The 16,705-nt window shown below is 24.3% G+C and carries 20 protein-coding genes, 2 pseudogenes and 1 riboswitch; of the genes and pseudogenes, 5 read left to right on the plus strand and 17 right to left on the minus strand.

Translation table 4 applies throughout. From position 1 onward, the window contains the following. Positions 1 to 68: 68 nt before the first annotated feature. The 5 genes from nrdE to ACQH26_RS02975 all read right to left on the minus strand — a co-directional run bounded on the left by nrdE (position 69) and on the right by ACQH26_RS02975 (position 6,570). Entirely contained in the window at positions 69 to 2,675 is a 2,607-nt protein-coding gene (gene nrdE, locus ACQH26_RS02955; protein ID WP_425382797.1) for a class 1b ribonucleoside-diphosphate reductase subunit alpha, read from the minus strand. A 17-nt stretch (positions 2,676 to 2,692) separates the two neighbouring features. After that, positions 2,693 to 3,712, minus strand: coding sequence for a class 1b ribonucleoside-diphosphate reductase subunit beta (nrdF, locus tag ACQH26_RS02960; RefSeq protein WP_425382798.1), 1,020 nt, complete (start codon positions 3,710 to 3,712; stop codon positions 2,693 to 2,695). Positions 3,713 to 3,869: 157 nt separating this feature from the next. Further along, positions 3,870 to 4,035, minus strand: a riboswitch (cobalamin riboswitch). Positions 4,036 to 4,225: 190 nt separating this feature from the next. Next, on the minus strand, positions 4,226 to 4,819 hold the full coding sequence (gene coaE, locus ACQH26_RS02965) for a dephospho-CoA kinase (RefSeq protein ID WP_425382799.1): 594 nt from the start codon (positions 4,817 to 4,819) through the stop codon (positions 4,226 to 4,228). 10 nt (positions 4,820 to 4,829) lie between these two features. Further along, positions 4,830 to 5,768, minus strand: coding sequence for a tRNA (adenosine(37)-N6)-threonylcarbamoyltransferase complex transferase subunit TsaD (gene tsaD / locus ACQH26_RS02970; protein WP_425382800.1), 939 nt, complete (start codon positions 5,766 to 5,768; stop codon positions 4,830 to 4,832). Further along, positions 5,743 to 6,570 carry a purine-nucleoside phosphorylase gene (locus ACQH26_RS02975; RefSeq protein WP_425382801.1) on the minus strand — a complete coding sequence of 276 codons (828 nt, stop codon included), beginning with the start codon at positions 6,568 to 6,570 and terminating at the stop codon, positions 5,743 to 5,745. Before ACQH26_RS02975 ends, tsaD begins: the two co-directional genes overlap by 26 nt. Positions 6,571 to 6,856: 286 nt before the next feature. On the opposite strand from ACQH26_RS02975, the gene ACQH26_RS02980 reads away from it, so the two are divergent. Continuing rightward, entirely contained in the window at positions 6,857 to 7,081 is a 225-nt protein-coding gene (locus ACQH26_RS02980) for a hypothetical protein (RefSeq protein ID WP_425382802.1), read from the plus strand. Between the two features lie 176 nt (positions 7,082 to 7,257). On the opposite strand, the pseudogene ACQH26_RS02985 reads toward ACQH26_RS02980, so the two are convergent. The 5 genes and pseudogenes from ACQH26_RS02985 to ACQH26_RS03005 all read right to left on the minus strand — a co-directional run. Further along, positions 7,258 to 7,620, minus strand: a pseudogene (locus ACQH26_RS02985) (IS3 family transposase); the annotation flags it as partial. Positions 7,621 to 7,668: 48 nt separating this feature from the next. After that, positions 7,669 to 8,493, minus strand: a pseudogene (locus tag ACQH26_RS02990) (IS256 family transposase); the annotation flags it as partial. An 8-nt stretch (positions 8,494 to 8,501) separates the two neighbouring features. Beyond that, positions 8,502 to 8,990, minus strand: coding sequence for an IS630 family transposase (locus ACQH26_RS02995; RefSeq protein ID WP_425381862.1), 489 nt, complete (start codon positions 8,988 to 8,990; stop codon positions 8,502 to 8,504). Between the two features lie 40 nt (positions 8,991 to 9,030). Further along, complete coding sequence (locus ACQH26_RS03000) at positions 9,031 to 9,390, minus strand: helix-turn-helix domain-containing protein (protein ID WP_425382729.1); 360 nt, start codon at positions 9,388 to 9,390, stop codon at positions 9,031 to 9,033. Between the two features lie 113 nt (positions 9,391 to 9,503). Then, positions 9,504 to 9,665 (minus strand): hypothetical protein, encoded by a 162-nt coding sequence (locus ACQH26_RS03005; RefSeq protein ID WP_425382284.1) that lies wholly within the window; start codon positions 9,663 to 9,665, stop codon positions 9,504 to 9,506. 87 nt (positions 9,666 to 9,752) lie between these two features. Here ACQH26_RS03005 and ACQH26_RS03010 point away from each other — a divergent pair. Further along, positions 9,753 to 10,542, plus strand: a protein-coding gene (locus ACQH26_RS03010) for an IS5 family transposase (protein WP_425382275.1) whose coding sequence is annotated in 2 segments (ribosomal slippage) — positions 9,753 to 10,013 and positions 10,015 to 10,542 — 789 coding nt in all. Because the reading frame shifts where the segments join, the coding sequence is not laid out codon by codon here. On the opposite strand, the gene ACQH26_RS03015 is transcribed toward ACQH26_RS03010, so the two are convergent. From ACQH26_RS03015 to ACQH26_RS03045, 7 genes are all read right to left on the minus strand, one after another. Continuing rightward, positions 10,539 to 10,676 (minus strand): hypothetical protein, encoded by a 138-nt coding sequence (locus ACQH26_RS03015; RefSeq protein ID WP_425382283.1) that lies wholly within the window; start codon positions 10,674 to 10,676, stop codon positions 10,539 to 10,541. The genes ACQH26_RS03010 and ACQH26_RS03015 overlap by 4 nt on opposite strands. A 5-nt stretch (positions 10,677 to 10,681) precedes the next feature. After that, positions 10,682 to 12,163, minus strand: coding sequence for a hypothetical protein (locus tag ACQH26_RS03020; protein ID WP_425382282.1), 1,482 nt, complete (start codon positions 12,161 to 12,163; stop codon positions 10,682 to 10,684). Positions 12,164 to 12,420: 257 nt separating this feature from the next. Further along, entirely contained in the window at positions 12,421 to 13,335 is a 915-nt protein-coding gene (locus tag ACQH26_RS03025) for a hypothetical protein (RefSeq protein WP_425382281.1), read from the minus strand. A gap of 43 nt (positions 13,336 to 13,378) precedes the next feature. Beyond that, positions 13,379 to 13,729: a hypothetical protein gene (locus ACQH26_RS03030; RefSeq protein ID WP_174480758.1), complete on the minus strand. Its 351-nt coding sequence runs from the start codon at positions 13,727 to 13,729 to the stop codon at positions 13,379 to 13,381. Positions 13,730 to 13,893: 164 nt separating this feature from the next. Then, on the minus strand, positions 13,894 to 14,136 hold the full coding sequence (locus ACQH26_RS03035; RefSeq protein WP_425382803.1) for a hypothetical protein: 243 nt from the start codon (positions 14,134 to 14,136) through the stop codon (positions 13,894 to 13,896). 13 nt (positions 14,137 to 14,149) lie between these two features. Then, entirely contained in the window at positions 14,150 to 14,668 is a 519-nt protein-coding gene (locus tag ACQH26_RS03040) for a hypothetical protein (protein WP_425382804.1), read from the minus strand. Then, positions 14,619 to 15,425, minus strand: coding sequence for an ATP-binding cassette domain-containing protein (locus ACQH26_RS03045; RefSeq protein WP_425382805.1), 807 nt, complete (start codon positions 15,423 to 15,425; stop codon positions 14,619 to 14,621). Before ACQH26_RS03045 ends, ACQH26_RS03040 begins: the two co-directional genes overlap by 50 nt. A 215-nt stretch (positions 15,426 to 15,640) precedes the next feature. On the opposite strand from ACQH26_RS03045, the gene ACQH26_RS03050 reads away from it, so the two are divergent. Genes ACQH26_RS03050 through ACQH26_RS03060 form a run of 3 tightly spaced genes read left to right on the plus strand, consistent with a single transcriptional unit; the run spans position 15,641 to position 16,528 of the window. Further along, positions 15,641 to 15,793, plus strand: a complete 153-nt coding sequence (locus ACQH26_RS03050; RefSeq protein WP_425382806.1) for a helix-turn-helix domain-containing protein — start codon at positions 15,641 to 15,643, stop codon at positions 15,791 to 15,793. An 8-nt stretch (positions 15,794 to 15,801) separates the two neighbouring features. After that, positions 15,802 to 15,999, plus strand: a complete 198-nt coding sequence (locus ACQH26_RS03055) for a hypothetical protein (protein ID WP_425382576.1) — start codon at positions 15,802 to 15,804, stop codon at positions 15,997 to 15,999. 40 nt (positions 16,000 to 16,039) lie between these two features. After that, entirely contained in the window at positions 16,040 to 16,528 is a 489-nt protein-coding gene (locus ACQH26_RS03060; protein WP_425382099.1) for an IS630 family transposase, read from the plus strand. Positions 16,529 to 16,705: the final 177 nt, after the last annotated feature.

Here is a 16,705-nt window from a genome sequence, read left to right on the forward strand (position 1 = left end):
TAATATATTACTAAATTTGTTACAAATTTATTTATTACTTGAAACTACTATTCAATAATCTAATTAATTTATACAACACAAACATTGCATTGATAATTTTCACTATCCTCTAAAACCTCTTGACGAATACGAACATAATAAATTGATGAACAACCTTTTTTAAAGGCTCTAATATAAGCTTTATTTAAATCACGAGTTGTCGCTTTATCAGTAATAAATAAAGTTAAAGAAATTGCTTGATCAACGTGTTGTTGTGCTGCTGCTACAATATCAATAATTGGATTAGGGCCTAATTCATATCCACCTGCAGTGTAATATGCTAAATTATTATCATCAATCTTATAAGCAGGAACATAAACACGACCTAATTTCCCTTCTTTTCGTACCTCAACAGGAGCAACTACCGGTTGTAGACTTGGTGTACATGATGATAAATAACTAATTGAACCAGTGGGTGCTACTGCCATTAAATGTGAATTAGCCAATCCCGTTTCTTTAATTTTTATTACTAATTCTTTTCATTGCTTCTGAGTTGGAATCATAATGTTATATTTTGCAAATAATTCTTGTATTTTTTTTGTTTCAGGAGTTCATTTATCTGACTGACATTTTATATATTTATCAAAATATGAACCATCAGCAAATTTTGAATTTTTAAATCCACTAAAACTTCCAAATTTTAATGCTAATTTATTTGAAGCACTAAAAGCATGATAAGCCATAACATAAAAGAAAATATTAGTAAAATCAATTGCTTCTTTTGAATCATAAAAAATATGATTTGTTGCTAAAAATCCATGTAAATTCATAGCACCTAAACCCAAAGCATGATTTTTTTTATTTCCATATGCAACTGATGGAGCACTAGAAAAATCACTACTTCTTGATACGTGGTCTAATGAATGAATTGCTTGAAAAATAACCTCACCAAATTCACTTCCACTTTCCATTACTTTTGCAATATTAATACTTCCTAAATTACAACTAATATCTTCACCAATTTCTTTAAAACTTAAATCACTATTAAATTCACTAGCTGTACTTACTTGAATAATTTCACTGCACAAATTACTCATAACAATTCTACCAGGATGAGCATTATTTTTATTTACTGTATCATCAAATAATAAATAAGGATATCCACTTTCAAAATGTAATTCAGCAATCATTTGAAATAATTTGCGAGCACTAATAAAATTTTTACTAATATCAGGGTTTTTTAACATATTATAATACTCTTTAGTAATAGAAATATCTGTCATTGCTTTACCATAAACTTTTGCAATATCATAAGGACTAAAAAGTGCCATCTGTTCATTATTTTTTGCTAATTCAAAAGTAATATCAGGAATAACTACTCCTAAAGACATTGATTTAATACGAATTTTTTCATCTGCATTTTCACGCTTTGAATCTAAAAATAACATAATATCTGGATGATGAACATTTAAATAAACTGCCCCAGCACCTTGTCTTTGACCTAGTTGATTAGCATATGAAAATGAATCTTCAAGAATTTTCATAACCGGGATAACCCCTGTTGCTTGATTTTTAATATTTTTAATTGGCGCTCCAAATTCTCTTAAATTTGTTAAACACAAAGCAACTCCACCACCACGTTTTGATAACTGTAATGAAGTAGTAATAGCGCGAGCAATTGATTCCATGTTATCTTCAATTCGTAAAAGATAACATGAAGTGTATTCACCTCTTTGTTTTTTCCCTGCATTTAAAAATGTTGGAGTAGCTGGTTGAAATCTACCAGACATAATTTGTCTTAAAATTTTACTAGCATGTTCAATATTACCATCAGCAAAAAATAAACTATTCATAACAACTCTATCTTCATAATTTTCTAAATATTGTTTACCATTAAAACTTTTTAAAGCATAAGAATTATAAAATTTTAAAATACCCATAAAACTTGTAAACTGATAATTAAAACTGTATGCTTCATTTGTTAATCGTTCAATTTCCGTAATTGAATATTTATTAATTATTGTTTCATCATAATATTGATTTTTTACTAAATATTCTATTCTTTCTTTAACGGTTTTAAAAAGCAATAAATTTGGTTTAATATGATTTTTCATATAAGATTGTGCTGCTTGCAAATCAAATTGTGCATTATTAGTAGTTTTTGCTCTAGCATTTAAAGTAACATATTCATCACTTTCTAAAGTTCCAGATAAAGTATTTATTTCATTAGTATTTTTTTTATCTTTATCTCAAAAATCTACTAATATATTTTTTATTGTTGATACATCATTATGAGTTCCTAATAATTCAAATTGAAATAATAGTGGGACATTTAATTTTTTTGAAAGAATTGGCCCAGCAATTGCAAAAGTATCACCAAAATTAGTATTCCCCGACGCAATAACACCACGACAAAAATTACGATTTTGCTTATTATTTAAAAATTTAATTACCTGTTTAGGAACCGCCCCTTCTTTAATATCACCACCCCCACTATATGTTGGTGTTATTAACACATAATCTTTATCAACTAAAATTTCCTCTTGTAAATCGTGAGGAATTCTTGAATTTAAAACCTCTAATTTTTGAATAAAACGATGAGTATTATTTGACAAAGAAGAAAAATAAACAACATGAATTTTTCCTTCTGGCTTTAATATTTTTTGGTTTGAAACTTTTACAACATCATTATGCATTTTTTTCTCCTTTAAAATTAAAATTCTCAATCTTCATCTTGCGTTTCTACAGTAATGCCCATTACATAAGATGAACCATTACCTGAAAAGAAATCGTGATTTTCATCAGCTCGAGCTGATAATTGATTAAAAATTTCCGGTTTAATTCTTGTTTGTTCTTCACTAAAAGGTGAATCATATCCTAAATTTTGTAAAAACTTACCAGCATTATATAAACTAAACTTAATAGCGTCTTCAGCTAAATTAAATTCTTGATATAATTCTGTCAAATATTGCTTTTCTAAATCAATTAATTTAAACAATAAATCAAATACAAATTTTTTCATTTCTTCTTGTTTTTCTTTTGGTAACTTTTCAACTTTTCTTTGATATTTATAGCCACTATAATAATTATGAATAACTTTATCACGTAAAATTAATCTAATAATATCTGAAGTATTAGGTAATTTACTACGAGCAGATAAATAAAATGGTAAATAAAAACCACCATATAATAAAAAACCTGGCATTAAAGCGGCAGCTACTTTGGATTTTAAAGGATCATCACTTGTATAATAAGGAATTAGTGCACGTGCTCTGGCTTGTAAACTTTCATTATTAATTACTCACTCATGAGCAGATTCAATCTGCTCACTAGAACATAAAGTTGAAAAAATTGTTCCGTATGATCGAGCATGAACTGCTACCATAAAAGCAAAATTTGTATAAATAACTTGTTCATGATCAGTTAAAGAATTAGGTATTTGTGCAATATCACCAACCGTTGCCTGAATTGTATCTAATAAAGTTAAACCTGTAAATGTTCTTATTATTAACTCTTGTCATTTTGGATTTAATGTTTTTCAAGAAGTCAAGTCATTAGAAACAGGAATTTTTTCTGGTAACCAAAAATTTTGAGTAATACGATTTCAAACCTCTAAATCTTTTTCATCATTGATTACATTTCAATTTACAGATCGCATTTTTCCATTAAAATTTTTCATAATATACTCTAATGGTGACTGTGATTGTTGAAAATATTTATTATCTTTTGCCATTTATTATTACCCCTCTACTTAATTACACAACTAAAAACATCCCCTATATTATATAAAGGATGTTGTCATTATTAAAAATTACTTTATTAAAATTACAAATATTAAAAAATAAAAGTAATTATTAAAAATAATCATTAATTCACACCCAGGAATATAATATCACTTAAAAAATTAGACCGGTCTACTGGCTTAGCTTCATTTTACTTGTTACCCTTCTCAAAGTTTTATCTTCAATGGTTTTGTAACGTTCATCAACATCACAGTTGCTGGGGCAGCAAAGAATTCTCATCTTTTTCCCGAACATCTAAAGTTCCTTGTTATTTAGTTGTATAAATATTCTACTACAAGAAAAACAATTTTGGTAATTTATAAATACATTACTATGTATTTTTTTAACCTCAACTATTTTAAAATTATTCTTAATTTTTTTATTATGAAAATTTTCATTTTAATATACAAAAATAATTTAATATATTTTACTATTGTTTTTTAAAGTAAAAAAAACATTAATCTTTATACTTTATTTGTTAATAACTTTTTTTCAACTTTTTGTAATTGTTTAATAAAATCATTAATAGTACCGTTATTTTTAACAATAAAATCAATATCTTTATTTAAAATTAAATATTTTTTTTGTTGATTTAATAGTGAAATAACTTGTAAATCATTAACGTTATCACGTTCTTTTATTCGTTGGATTTTTTTATCTTCTTCAGCCTCAATTAAAAGAATTTTATCAACTAATAAATTTAAATTTGCATTAAATAATACTGCACAATCAATAACAATTAATTCTTGGTGTATTTTATTACGAATAATATCTTCTTCAACAATTTTTATCATTTTTGGTCAAATAATATTTTCTAATTTACGTAAAATATGAGGGTGTTGAAACGCTTCATACCGTAATTTTATTTTATTAATTGTTTTATCACTATTAATAAAAGTATCACCGAATTCATTAATTAATGCTTTTTTTGTTTCTTTTAGTGTATAAATATGTTTAACAACTTTATCAACAAAAATAACATACGCACCTTTATTTTGAAAAAAATTTGTAGCGGTTGTCTTACCTACTCCCGCTTCACCAATAATACCAATAATCATGAGTTCACCCTTACTTATATTCAATTTGATAACTTGCAAGAATACCAATCATTGCTGCATTATCAGTACAGTATTCTAATTTTGGAACAATTATTTTTAAATTTGGATATTTAATTTTTAAATCTAATACTGCTAATCTTAATTGCTGATTAGCACTAACTCCTCCTGCTAAAACTAAAGTTTTTGGATTATGTTTTTTTAATGTTAATTCAATTTTATTAATTAACACTTGAATAACTGTTGTTTGAAAAGAAGCTGCAAAATTATTAAATTGTAACTTACCTTTTTCTTTATTTATCAAATTAGCACATGCTGATTTTAAACCACTAAAACTAAAATCTAAACTATTATCATTTTTAGGTAATGGTAATTTATAAGTTGGCTTTCCCAATTTAGCACTTCGTTCAATTTCAGGACCACCCGGATATTTTAAACCTAACATTCTTGCTGCTTTATCATAACATTCACCAACAGCATCATCTAATGTTTGACCAAGTATAGTAAAATTTAAATGTTCATTTGCCAACATCAACTGTGTATGACCACCACTAACTAATAAACCAAGTACTGGAAATTCTCATTCATTATTAATTAAAGAAGCATACAAATGTCCATACAAATGATTACATGGAAGCAATGGCTTTTCTAAATAAGCAGCAATAGTTTCTGCTATAATTTTACCTACGTGTAAACAACTAGCAAGACCAGGAGTATTAGTATAAGCAACAAAATCAATATCCATAATTGAAATGTTAGATTTTTCAATTGCTGTTTGTAAGACAGTAGCAATATTTTCACTATGAGCTCGTGCTGCTAATTCTGGAACAACACCACCATATTGTTGATGAAGCTTAATTTGTGAAGCAATAATATTACTTAAAACATTTTTATCTTTAATAACAGCAACACTAGTTTCATCACAACTAGTTTCTATTGCTAAGATTATCATCAATATCCTCTTCTTTATAATAAGCAACTGCTGATTCTAAAGCTAAAATCATCATTTTTTTAAAACTAGTTTCGCGTAATGTTGCTGAAATTGATTCACCGGTAATAAAAGAATCAGAAATTGTTAATAAACAAGCAGCATTTTTTTCTAAATGTTTTGCATTAGCAAATAAAGCAAAAGATTCCATTTCTACTGCTAAGCATTTGCTAATTAAAGGATTAGTTTTATAATCATTATCATTAATACGATAAAATACATCACTTGAATGAATTAAACCTGATCTTAAATTTATTTTTTCACTTACTATATACGAAGAATTTTCATTTTTTTGCTGATCAAATTCATTATCAATTTTTTGTGCCACTTTATTAATAATTTTGCTAATATTACCAACAAATTCAATTTGATTTTCATCAATATTAGCAGCATATTTAGCGAAAGTAGATTCACTATATACTTTAGTAGTATTAATAATATCATAAACTTTAACATCTTTTTGATATGAACCAGCACTACCAACACGAATAATACAGTCAACATCATAAAATTTAAATAACTCATATGAATATATACCAATTGAAGGCATACCCATACCACTAGCAGCAATAGTAATATTATATCCTTTATATTTTCCAGTAAACATTAGCATATTACGAACATTATTTACTTGTTTTCAATCTTGTAAAAAATTAGAAGCAATGAATTGAGCACGTAATGGATCGCCTGGCATAATTACTACTTTTGCAATTTGATCACGAGCAGCTTTAATATGAGCTGTTGGAATTTTTTCTTTATTTTCCATATATTCTCCTTTTTTTAAATAATAATAGTTATTATAATATATTGTTAATTTAGTAACAACATTAATATTTTTAATGACTGGTTTTTTATTTTAAAAATTAAATTTAATTTTATAACTTTTCATACTAATTAAAGAAAATAAAAAATAATCTAAAAAAGTTTAATCAACACCTTTTTAGTTTTTTTAGTATAATTTACTAAAACTAAATAATGTTTAGTTTATAAAAAAACTCATTACTTTATTTTAAAGTAAATGAGTTTTTATTTTAAAAAGGTGGGAAACATAAATGTTTAAAAATTTAACTAAAGGAAATAAAAAAGAAATAGAAGAATGCCAAAGAAAAATGAAAAATTCTTCTGAAAATCAAAAATATTTACAACAAAAAATATATTTGGAATGAGAAAAATTAAATAAAATAAATTGAATAATAGAAGCAGAACGAGTAGTTGAAACAAATAATACTATAAAAACATTAGAACAAAAATTAAGAAAAGAAGAAAAAAATGAATAAATAATTATAAACAAATAGAAGTAATAAAAAATAGACCATATTGTCAAGAAGAAAGAAAACAACGAGAAGCATTAAAAAGTCAAGAATTTGAAAAATTAAAACATGTACGTATGAATGAACCATCTATTTATCATGATGGAACTTTTGGTATAGTGGAATGGCAACACTTTTTAGGACTATTTTTTGGTAGACATTTGTTTTTGATAATTAACTGGAGTTAAGTAGTTTAAAGTGCTGTGGATTCTTATGTTGTTGTATCAATTGATGTAATCAAATAATTCTAATTTTAATTGGATTAATGATCTAAAATTTTTATCATTAATAAATTCAGTTTTGAAAGTTTTAAAAGTTGCTTCAGCAACAGCATTGTCATAAGGACAACCTTTTTTGCTTAAAGAGCGAGTAATATTGAATGCTAGTAAAAGTTTATCAATAATTTTATTATTAAATTCATTACCACAATCACTATGAAATATTTGAATATCTTTTAAACAGCGATTTGATTGCATAAATGCTTGATGTACTAATAAGGCATCTTTTCTAGTGAGGCTTTTATGTAATCTGTGTATCTTTGTTTTACAAAGTTACTAGTTCAGATTAATTCTATCTTCAAATTTTATCATAAAATGAGCAATTGCTGTATTTCAATTTTGAATGGGCATTGTTCATTTTTTTGTTATATTTTCAATTGCTAAGTAAAATATTTTGAAAACTGCCATATCATTAGGAAAAACTTTTTTATTTCTGATAACTTTTCGTAATTGACTATTAACAGATTCAATAGCATTTGTAGTATAAATCACTCTTTTAATTTCTGGTGGATAACTAATAAAAACCATTAAATTATCTCAATTTTTATATCAAGATTTAGTAATTTGCGGATATTGTTTATTTCATTTACTTTCAAATGATTCTAAAGCTTGCATTGCTTGTTCTTCACTACATGCACTATAAATTGGTTTTAAATCTGCAACTAAGGTTTTTCGATGTTTGTATGAAACATATTTTAAACTATTTCTAATTTGATGAACTATGCATAATTGATGTTCAGTTTTAGGATAAACTGCTTGTATTGCTTCTGACATGCCTGTTAAATTATCACTACAAGCAATCAAAATATCATTTAAGCCTCGATTTTTCATTTCTGTAAAATTAGCTAGTCAAAATTTAGAACCTTCATTTTCACTAATTCATAAACCTAAAACATCTTTTTTGCCTTCTAAATCCACTCCTAATGCTATATAAACTGATTTGTTAATAATGCGTTTATCTTGCCGTACTTTAACTACTATACAATCAAAATAAACAATAGAATAAATACTTTCTAATGGTCGATTTTGCCACGCCTTGACATCATCTATCACATCATCAGTAATTTGACTAATAACACTTTCACTAATATCTGCACCATGATATATAGCTAACTAAAGTAATGTTTACTCATATCTTGAAAAACAAAATCAATAGCTTTTTTAATATTTGGTCAATAATTTGGTAATATTTTTCTTATATTATGTTTTATAGCAAATCAAAAATGTTCAATTGGATTTAAATTAGGAGAATATGGCGGAAGAAATAATAGTTTGCATCCAGCATTTTCAATTAATTGTTGTGTTAATTTAGATTTATGAAACGTTGCATTATCTAAAACTATAATTTGTCCACGCTTTAATACTGGAATTAGTTTATTTTTAACATATGATTCAAAAATTTTACTATTGCAATGTCCTTCAAATGCTCATAAGGCTTTTAATTTACCTTTATTTAGTGAACCAATTATACTCATTCTCTTTATTTTATATGCGGGTTTATTATCAAATAATCTTTTACCTTTTTCAGATCAACCATATTTATAAAATTCATTATCATCAATTCCAGATTCATCAATATATACTAAATCTTCATTCATTATTTTAGCTATTTCTTTTAAAAAATCTTCTTGTTTATTTTTATCTCTTTGTTCATATAGAAAAGTTTTTTTTATATGTATAATTTAGTTTTTTAAAATAGTTATAAACTGTTTCTTTAGTCATATTTCCAAATTTATCTATTACTTTTTGAACTGTAACATCTTTATTTTCTGCTAAATAATTTTTTAATTCATCTAAATCCTTTATTTTGTGGCTATGTCCTTTTTGATAATTCAAAATTGGTTTTATATGCCCAGTTTCTTTTTTTCTTTTTCTTCATAAAAATAAAGTCTTTCTAGTGATATTGAACACTTTACAAATTTCTTTAATTTTCATATTTTTACTTTCATAAGCTTCTATTACTTTTCTTCGTAAGTCTTCACTGTATGGTTTTTGCATAATTTAATCTTCCTAATCTATTTTAATTATTGCTGAATTGTACTTTTAAATTCAAAAACTGTTTAAATTACATATTATTATTTTACATTATTTATGAGTAAATATTACTTTAGTTAGCTATATTTAGCAACTCTACCACAAAAACTATTAGGTAATATTTTAAGTGATTTACTATTATCTTCATTAACTATAATCATAATAAATACTTTACCCATTAAACTATTTTGTAAACCAAATTTATAAAATTTTTCTAATCATTTATCTTTTAAATTCATTTCATTTAAATAATCTAAGAACCTGTTTAGAATCTTTTCGAAAATAATGTAAAATGATTATATATTTTAAAATCAGAGGTATATATTATGCATAAAAATTATCCAAGTCATGTCACCAAAGAACAATTTGAGAACATAAAATCAATTTTAGAAAATAGCAAAAAGAAAACAAAACCAAGAAGTTTAGATTTATATGAAGTATTTTGTGCAATTTTATATGTATTAAAAAGTGGTTGTCAATGAAGAATGCTACCAAAAAATTTTCCAAAATGACAAACTGTATATTATTATTTTCAAATTTGAAGTAAAAATAACGGTAAAGAAGCTAGTGTATGGCAATTAATTTTAAAAAAAATTGGTTAAAAAAGTTCGTATCAACAATAATCGCAAAGAACAAACTAGTTTTTGTATAATTGATTCGCAAAGTGTTAAAAATACAGATACTACTGAAAATAAAGGTTATGATGCTGGTAAAAAGATTTCAGGAATAAAGCGTCATATTGTTGTTGATTCTCAAGGTTTACCACATGCAATTTACATAACCACAGCAGAAAAAACAGATCGTAATAGTGCTATAATAATGATTGAAAATGAAAAAGAAAATCTTTCTGCAGTTCAAAAAATAATAGTAGATGCTGGTTATACTGGTGAAAAATTTGCTTCTGAAATCAAAACAATCATAAATGCAAATGTTGAAATTATAAAACGCAATGAACTACATACTTTTGTAGTATTACCAAAAAGATGAATTGTAGAACGAAGCTTTGCTTGATTAGAAAAATACAGAAGATTATGAAAAAATTGTGAAAGAAAACTAAATACTAGTTTACAAATGGTTGTTCTTTCCTTTATTTCAGTTTTATTAAAAAGATTCTAAACAGGTTCTAATATTTCTTTTTTACTTGAATTAAATAAAAATCCTTTACCTAATCATAATTTAGTTGATTTTTGAGCAATAATCATAGGTATATCAATATATCAATTACTTTTATCACAACTTAAATATTCCATTGTATTTATCATAATTCATCACCATTAAATTTATTTTTATTAATTAATAATTTATTATTAATACCATTAATTAATCATTTCATTTCATGCATTAAAGCATACATATCACTATCTCAAGTATCATCATGTAAATCTAACATTTTAGGAGTATTATTATTAGTATCTATTTTTACTTTAGATAATCATTGCATTAAACTATATTGTCTTTTAGTTTCTGGACATCTTTCTCAATTAAAACTAATAATATTTTTAAGCATACAAATTGTTGTAAAATCAATTCTATCATTTAAATATAAAGTTGATTTATCTACTGCTATAAATTTTAATCATGTTATATTACGTTTTTTAACTCAACTTTTTAAAACATCAATAAATACTAATCCACCATTACCATAATCAACATAACAAATAAAACCAAATAACATTGCTATATAACGTTTACTTTCATTTAAATAATAATTAATAATATCATTTGCTAATGTATCAGTATCTTTATATTGCATTGTTACATTACTATGATAAAATTCACTTTCTTTATGTGCTCTTCTACTATATTCATTTTCACCAATAAATCATAATGAAGCAGCAGTTGGATGACCACTACTACTTGTTGCCATACCAATATCTAATCCACCAGTTAATCTTTGTACTTGAAAATCTAATTTAGTACCAACTTTATCAAGATATCTTGCAAATATAGCACCAGTTAGAACACTTGGTACACCATAATATCAACTTTGTGCTTTAATAGGGTCTAATATTTTTAATTCTTCTAAATCATTAATCATATCTAATGTCAAATTATGAGAATTTACTTTTCAATTTGAATAATGAAATAATTTAAAAATATTATTATCAAATATTGATTTAATTTGTTCATTATTAGTTTTCATAATTTCTAAATTAAAAGGTACTATTTTATTCATATATTCAATAAAATATTGATAAATATTATCTGGATTACAACTTTTAATTTTTATTCTTTTTTTAGCATTTCCTAATGCAAATGTTATTGCTTGAAATTCTTGTTGACTAAATTCATTTGCTTCTTCACATCATTCAATTGCTAAATCAAATCCTTTTATTTCACTACGAGAAAGCCCTTTTAAAGGTATTCTATCATTTGAATTACTATATACACCCATAACTCTAATAAATGATTTTGAACCTTTAAAACGAAAGTCTGCTTGTTTATTAGGATATTTTAAAGTAAAATCTTTATAATCATTTAATCCAATTGTTATTAAAGCATTATAAATTTCTTTAACTAAATCATTAATATCTTTATTTAATTTTCTAAAACAATATATAGCAATTAATTTATTAACTTTAATTGAAATTGCAATTAATATTGCTAATTCTTCTGCAATACTATATGTTTTACTTGAATAACGACTTCCACTTAAATTATATTCACTATGAGTAAAATCACTTTTATTTAATAATCAATAACTAATTTCATGTAAATAAGTAAATTCTTTATTCATAATATTATTCCTGTAATTCTTCTAATTTTAAAAGTTGTCCATATCTTACAGGGTCACTAACAATAGCAATTGTATCATTTTGCATTTGTAAAGAAATTATTATTCTATCATTATGGATGGGTTACACTTTATTGGCCATAATTATAGTTCCTTTCTTTCAACTAATTTGTTCACTTGTCTACGTAATTAGTGTCCAATAAAGTGTAACCCATCCAGATTTTTCTTTTTGATTTCAAGTAAATTCATAATTTTTAACCTTACCATTTTCTTTTTTCTTTAGGTTGAATAATATTAGGACTATTAATGTCTATTTCTCATAATGATTCACTACTACCACCAGTAGCACTAATTTTATTATTTTCATCAATTTTAATATTTTCACCAGCAATTAATTTATCTTGTTTTTTATCTAATAAATTATCAACATATACTTTATTTGTAGCATCAGTTAAAAATGTAGGTGTTCCAACATCAATTATTCTTTTATCATTAGCACTAATACCTTTATCATCTTTTGGTTTAATAAAATTAGGAATATCTTTATCAACTTCTCATAATAAATTATCAATATTTGTTTTAATATCAGTTGTATCAATATTAACTATTGGTCTTAATAAATTTTGTGGATGACTGATAGTAATTTTAGTTCTAGAATCTAATGATTTTATATTATTATAAGGTATATATGCAGTTAATGGACTATCTTCACCACAATTTGAAATAAATTTATTAAATCAATTATTTTTTTGTGGTTCTATATCTTTTAAATTAAAACCTTTAATATTTGGATATTCTTTAATTTTTCTTAAACAATTAAATACTTCTGGTGGTATAAAATAAGGGTCATCTGGATTAGTTTCACTATAAGTTAATCCACCTTGACTAATTAAACCTTGACCACGTAAATAATCTACATCTTTAGTTAATAAAAATCTAACATAATGAGTAGTTGCTGTTTGAATATTATCAGTAAAATCAGTTGGTGTTATTTCTGGTCATTTTTTTGAAATAGTAAAACCACTTAAGTAATCAATATTACTACTTGCTACAGATATTGCAAATCAAATTTCATTATCTGGAGTAGTTACTTTATCAAATAATAATTCATTAAAATATTTAGAATTTTTAAATTCTTCAACTGTTATAAACATTAATGGTTCTTTAATTGCCATAATAATTTACTCCTTAATGTAAAATAAAGGGTATTTAAACCCTTTAAATTCCAACTTTAGTTGCTTTTTTCTTATCTTTTTCTGATAATTCTTTTTTAGAAGCTCTTTGACTAATAATAGTATTTTTAAATACTTCATCTTTTTCATTATCATTATTAAAACTATCAAGTAATTTAGCAACTGATGTAGTTTCTAATTGTAATTGAGAATTTATTTGTTTAATATTTTCAATAATAAATTGAATTTCTTTATCTCTTTTTAATTCTTTTGATATTTTATTTTGTTTTGATTTTTTAATAATTTTTGATAAAAATAATAAAACAATAGTAACTATAATTCCACTAGCTAATGCTCCACTTAATACTGCTGTTATTAATTCTTTTGATAAATTCATTTTTTATTCCTCCAATTGTATTTTATTTGAATGCTGTTTACATAAATGACATTCTTTTTTATGTTTTCTAATATGTTTAGTTAGCTATATTTTCTTATATTTTTAAGCATTGTATATTTTCACTCCTTTGTTATTTTATAATTCATTACATAATTTTATAAAAATTAATCAAATCATTTAAATAGTTTTCAAGTTAAATAATAAATGCCACAACTAATAAGATTTAAAGCAATAAATATACCTACTAAAATACCAACAACAGCACCAACACCAATACTTGAAACTAATCCTTCACCAATAAGACTAGCTAAAAAGTAAGTTAAAATAATTAATGGCGCAACAATTAATAAACTAGTAAATAAACTAACAATTGCTTGTCCAGTACGACTTTTAATAATAACTGACATTAGCAAAGCAATACTAGTAATAGTAATAGAAAAAAGTATTTAAAAAAATAACAATTAATAATTGTCAATTAAAAATGGAACTAATCATTCCAGATAAAGGAACAACATAACCAATAATAATAACACCAATAAAAATAATAATATCAGAAATTAAAACTAAAGCTAAATTAAATATTGATGTTATAATAATAAACTTGGTTTTGCTAATTCTTGTTAAACCAATGCGTCGATAAACTACGCTTTGTTTTAAATCTAGTAAAATAGCTAAAAAAGTTTGAATTGAAAAGGAAGCAGTTTGTGTCAATCAAATAATCATCAAAATAAATCGTCCAATATTTTTACCAGCAGGTGATGATAATATTTGATTATTTCCACCAATTGATGCACCAATAAAAATCAATGGTGAAACGAAAACTGAAAAAATAATAATTGAACGATTACGTTTTAAATAACTTCAAAATAAATTAAGAAGAGATCAATCATTATTTTTGTTTTTTAAGGTGTTTTTTTCAAGACTTAGCTCATTTTTCATTATTTTCCCCTCCTAATCTTTTTAATAACGCTTCACTATCATACATACCTATTTTATATTCTTTAAATTTAGTTTTAACATATTCTTCAATACTTCCATATTCTTTAACAACAGTTTTAACATCATTTATACTAATAATTGAACCTTCAAACATGAAAATAATTTGTTGACAAAAACGTTCAATTTCTTGCATATTATGTGAAACAATCAATACTGAAAGATTAGGTTTAATAAAAACTTCTTTTTCTAGTAATTCATAAATTCGCTCACGTACCTCTAAATCTAATCCCGTAGCTAATTCATCTAAAATTAATAAATCTGGTTCAACAATTAATGCTAATAAAATATTTATTTTTTGTTGTTGACCGCCCGATAAAGTAATAATGGGTTTATTAATAAATGCTTCAGCGTCCAAATAGTACAATAACTTTTGAATGTCTTCAACAGACTTATTTAAACGATAAGCTCTCATATAATATTGGGCCATATCTCAACCAGTTAGACCACGAGGAAATTTAGTTTCTTGTAATTGCATGCCTATTTTTAAATCAGGTTTAATATTAATAGTACCTGTTGTTGGTTTACGAAGTTGGGAAATCATTTCACATAATGTTGTTTTTCCAGTACCATTGGTGCCAACAATACCAATTTTGGCACCAATAGCAATATTCAGACTAACATTTTTAATGACTTCATTACTATCATAGTTTTTACTGACATTAATGATTTCAACATTATTTTTTTTATCTTTAATCATAATTACTTCCTTCCTATAATTTTATAATTTTATCATAATTATTACATAAATATTACTTGTTTTTTAAGTTATAAAAATTAAAATATTATATAATATAGCTAACTAAAGTAATATTTACTCATAAATAATGTAAAATAATAATATGTAATTTAAACAGTTTTTGAATTTAAAAGTACAATTCAGCAATAATTAAAATAGATTAGGAAGATTAAATTATGCCAAAACTATACAGTGAAGACTTACGAAGAAAAGTAATAGAAGCTTATGAAAGTAAAAATATGAAAATTAAAGAAATTTGTAAAGTGTTCAATATCACTAGAAAGACTTTATTTTATGAAAAAAAAGAAAAAAAGAAACTGGGCATATAAAACCAATTTTGAATTATCAAAAAGGACATAGCCACAAAATAAAGGATTTAGATGAATTAAAAAATTATTTAGCAGAAAATAAAGATGTTACAGTTCAAAAAGTAATTGATAAATTTGGAAATATGACTAAAGAAACAGTTTATAACTATTTTAAAAAACTAAATTATACATATAAAAAAAACTTTTCTATATGAACAAAGAGATAAAAATAAACAAGAAGATTTTTTAAAAGAAATAGCTAAAATAATGAATGAAGATTTAGTATATATTGATGAATCTGGAATTGATGATAATGAATTTTATAAATATGGTTGATCTGAAAAAGGTAAAAGATTATTTGATAATAAACCCGCATATAAAATAAAGAGAATGAGTATAATTGGTTCACTAAATAAAGGTAAATTAAAAGCCTTATGAGCATTTGAAGGACATTGCAATAGTAAAATTTTTGAATCATATGTTAAAAATAAACTAATTCCAGTATTAAAGCGTGGACAAATTATAGTTTTAGATAATGCAACGTTTCATAAATCTAAATTAACACAACAATTAATTGAAAATGCTGGATGCAAACTATTATTTCTTCCGCCATATTCTCCTAATTTAAATCCAATTGAACATTTTTGATTTGCTATAAAACATAATATAAGAAAAATATTACCAAATTATTGACCAAATATTAAAAAAGCGATTGATTTTGTTTTTCAAGATATGAGTAAATATTACTTTAGTTAGCTATATATTGTAAACTTTATTAGGTTTTTACTCATTATTTTCATAAAAAGTAAATGAGTTTTTATTTTTAAAAGGAGAAAATTATGAAAAAAAATGCACAAAAAAAAGAAATAAAAAAATTAAAAAAAGAGAAAAGACAATTAGAAAAAAAGTTTGAATCCATTTAAGAACCTGTTT

The organism is Spiroplasma endosymbiont of Melieria omissa (assembly GCF_964031175.1).
GTDB classification, from domain to species: domain Bacteria; phylum Bacillota_I; class Bacilli_A; order Mycoplasmatales; family VBWQ01; genus Spiroplasma_E; species Spiroplasma_E ixodetis_A.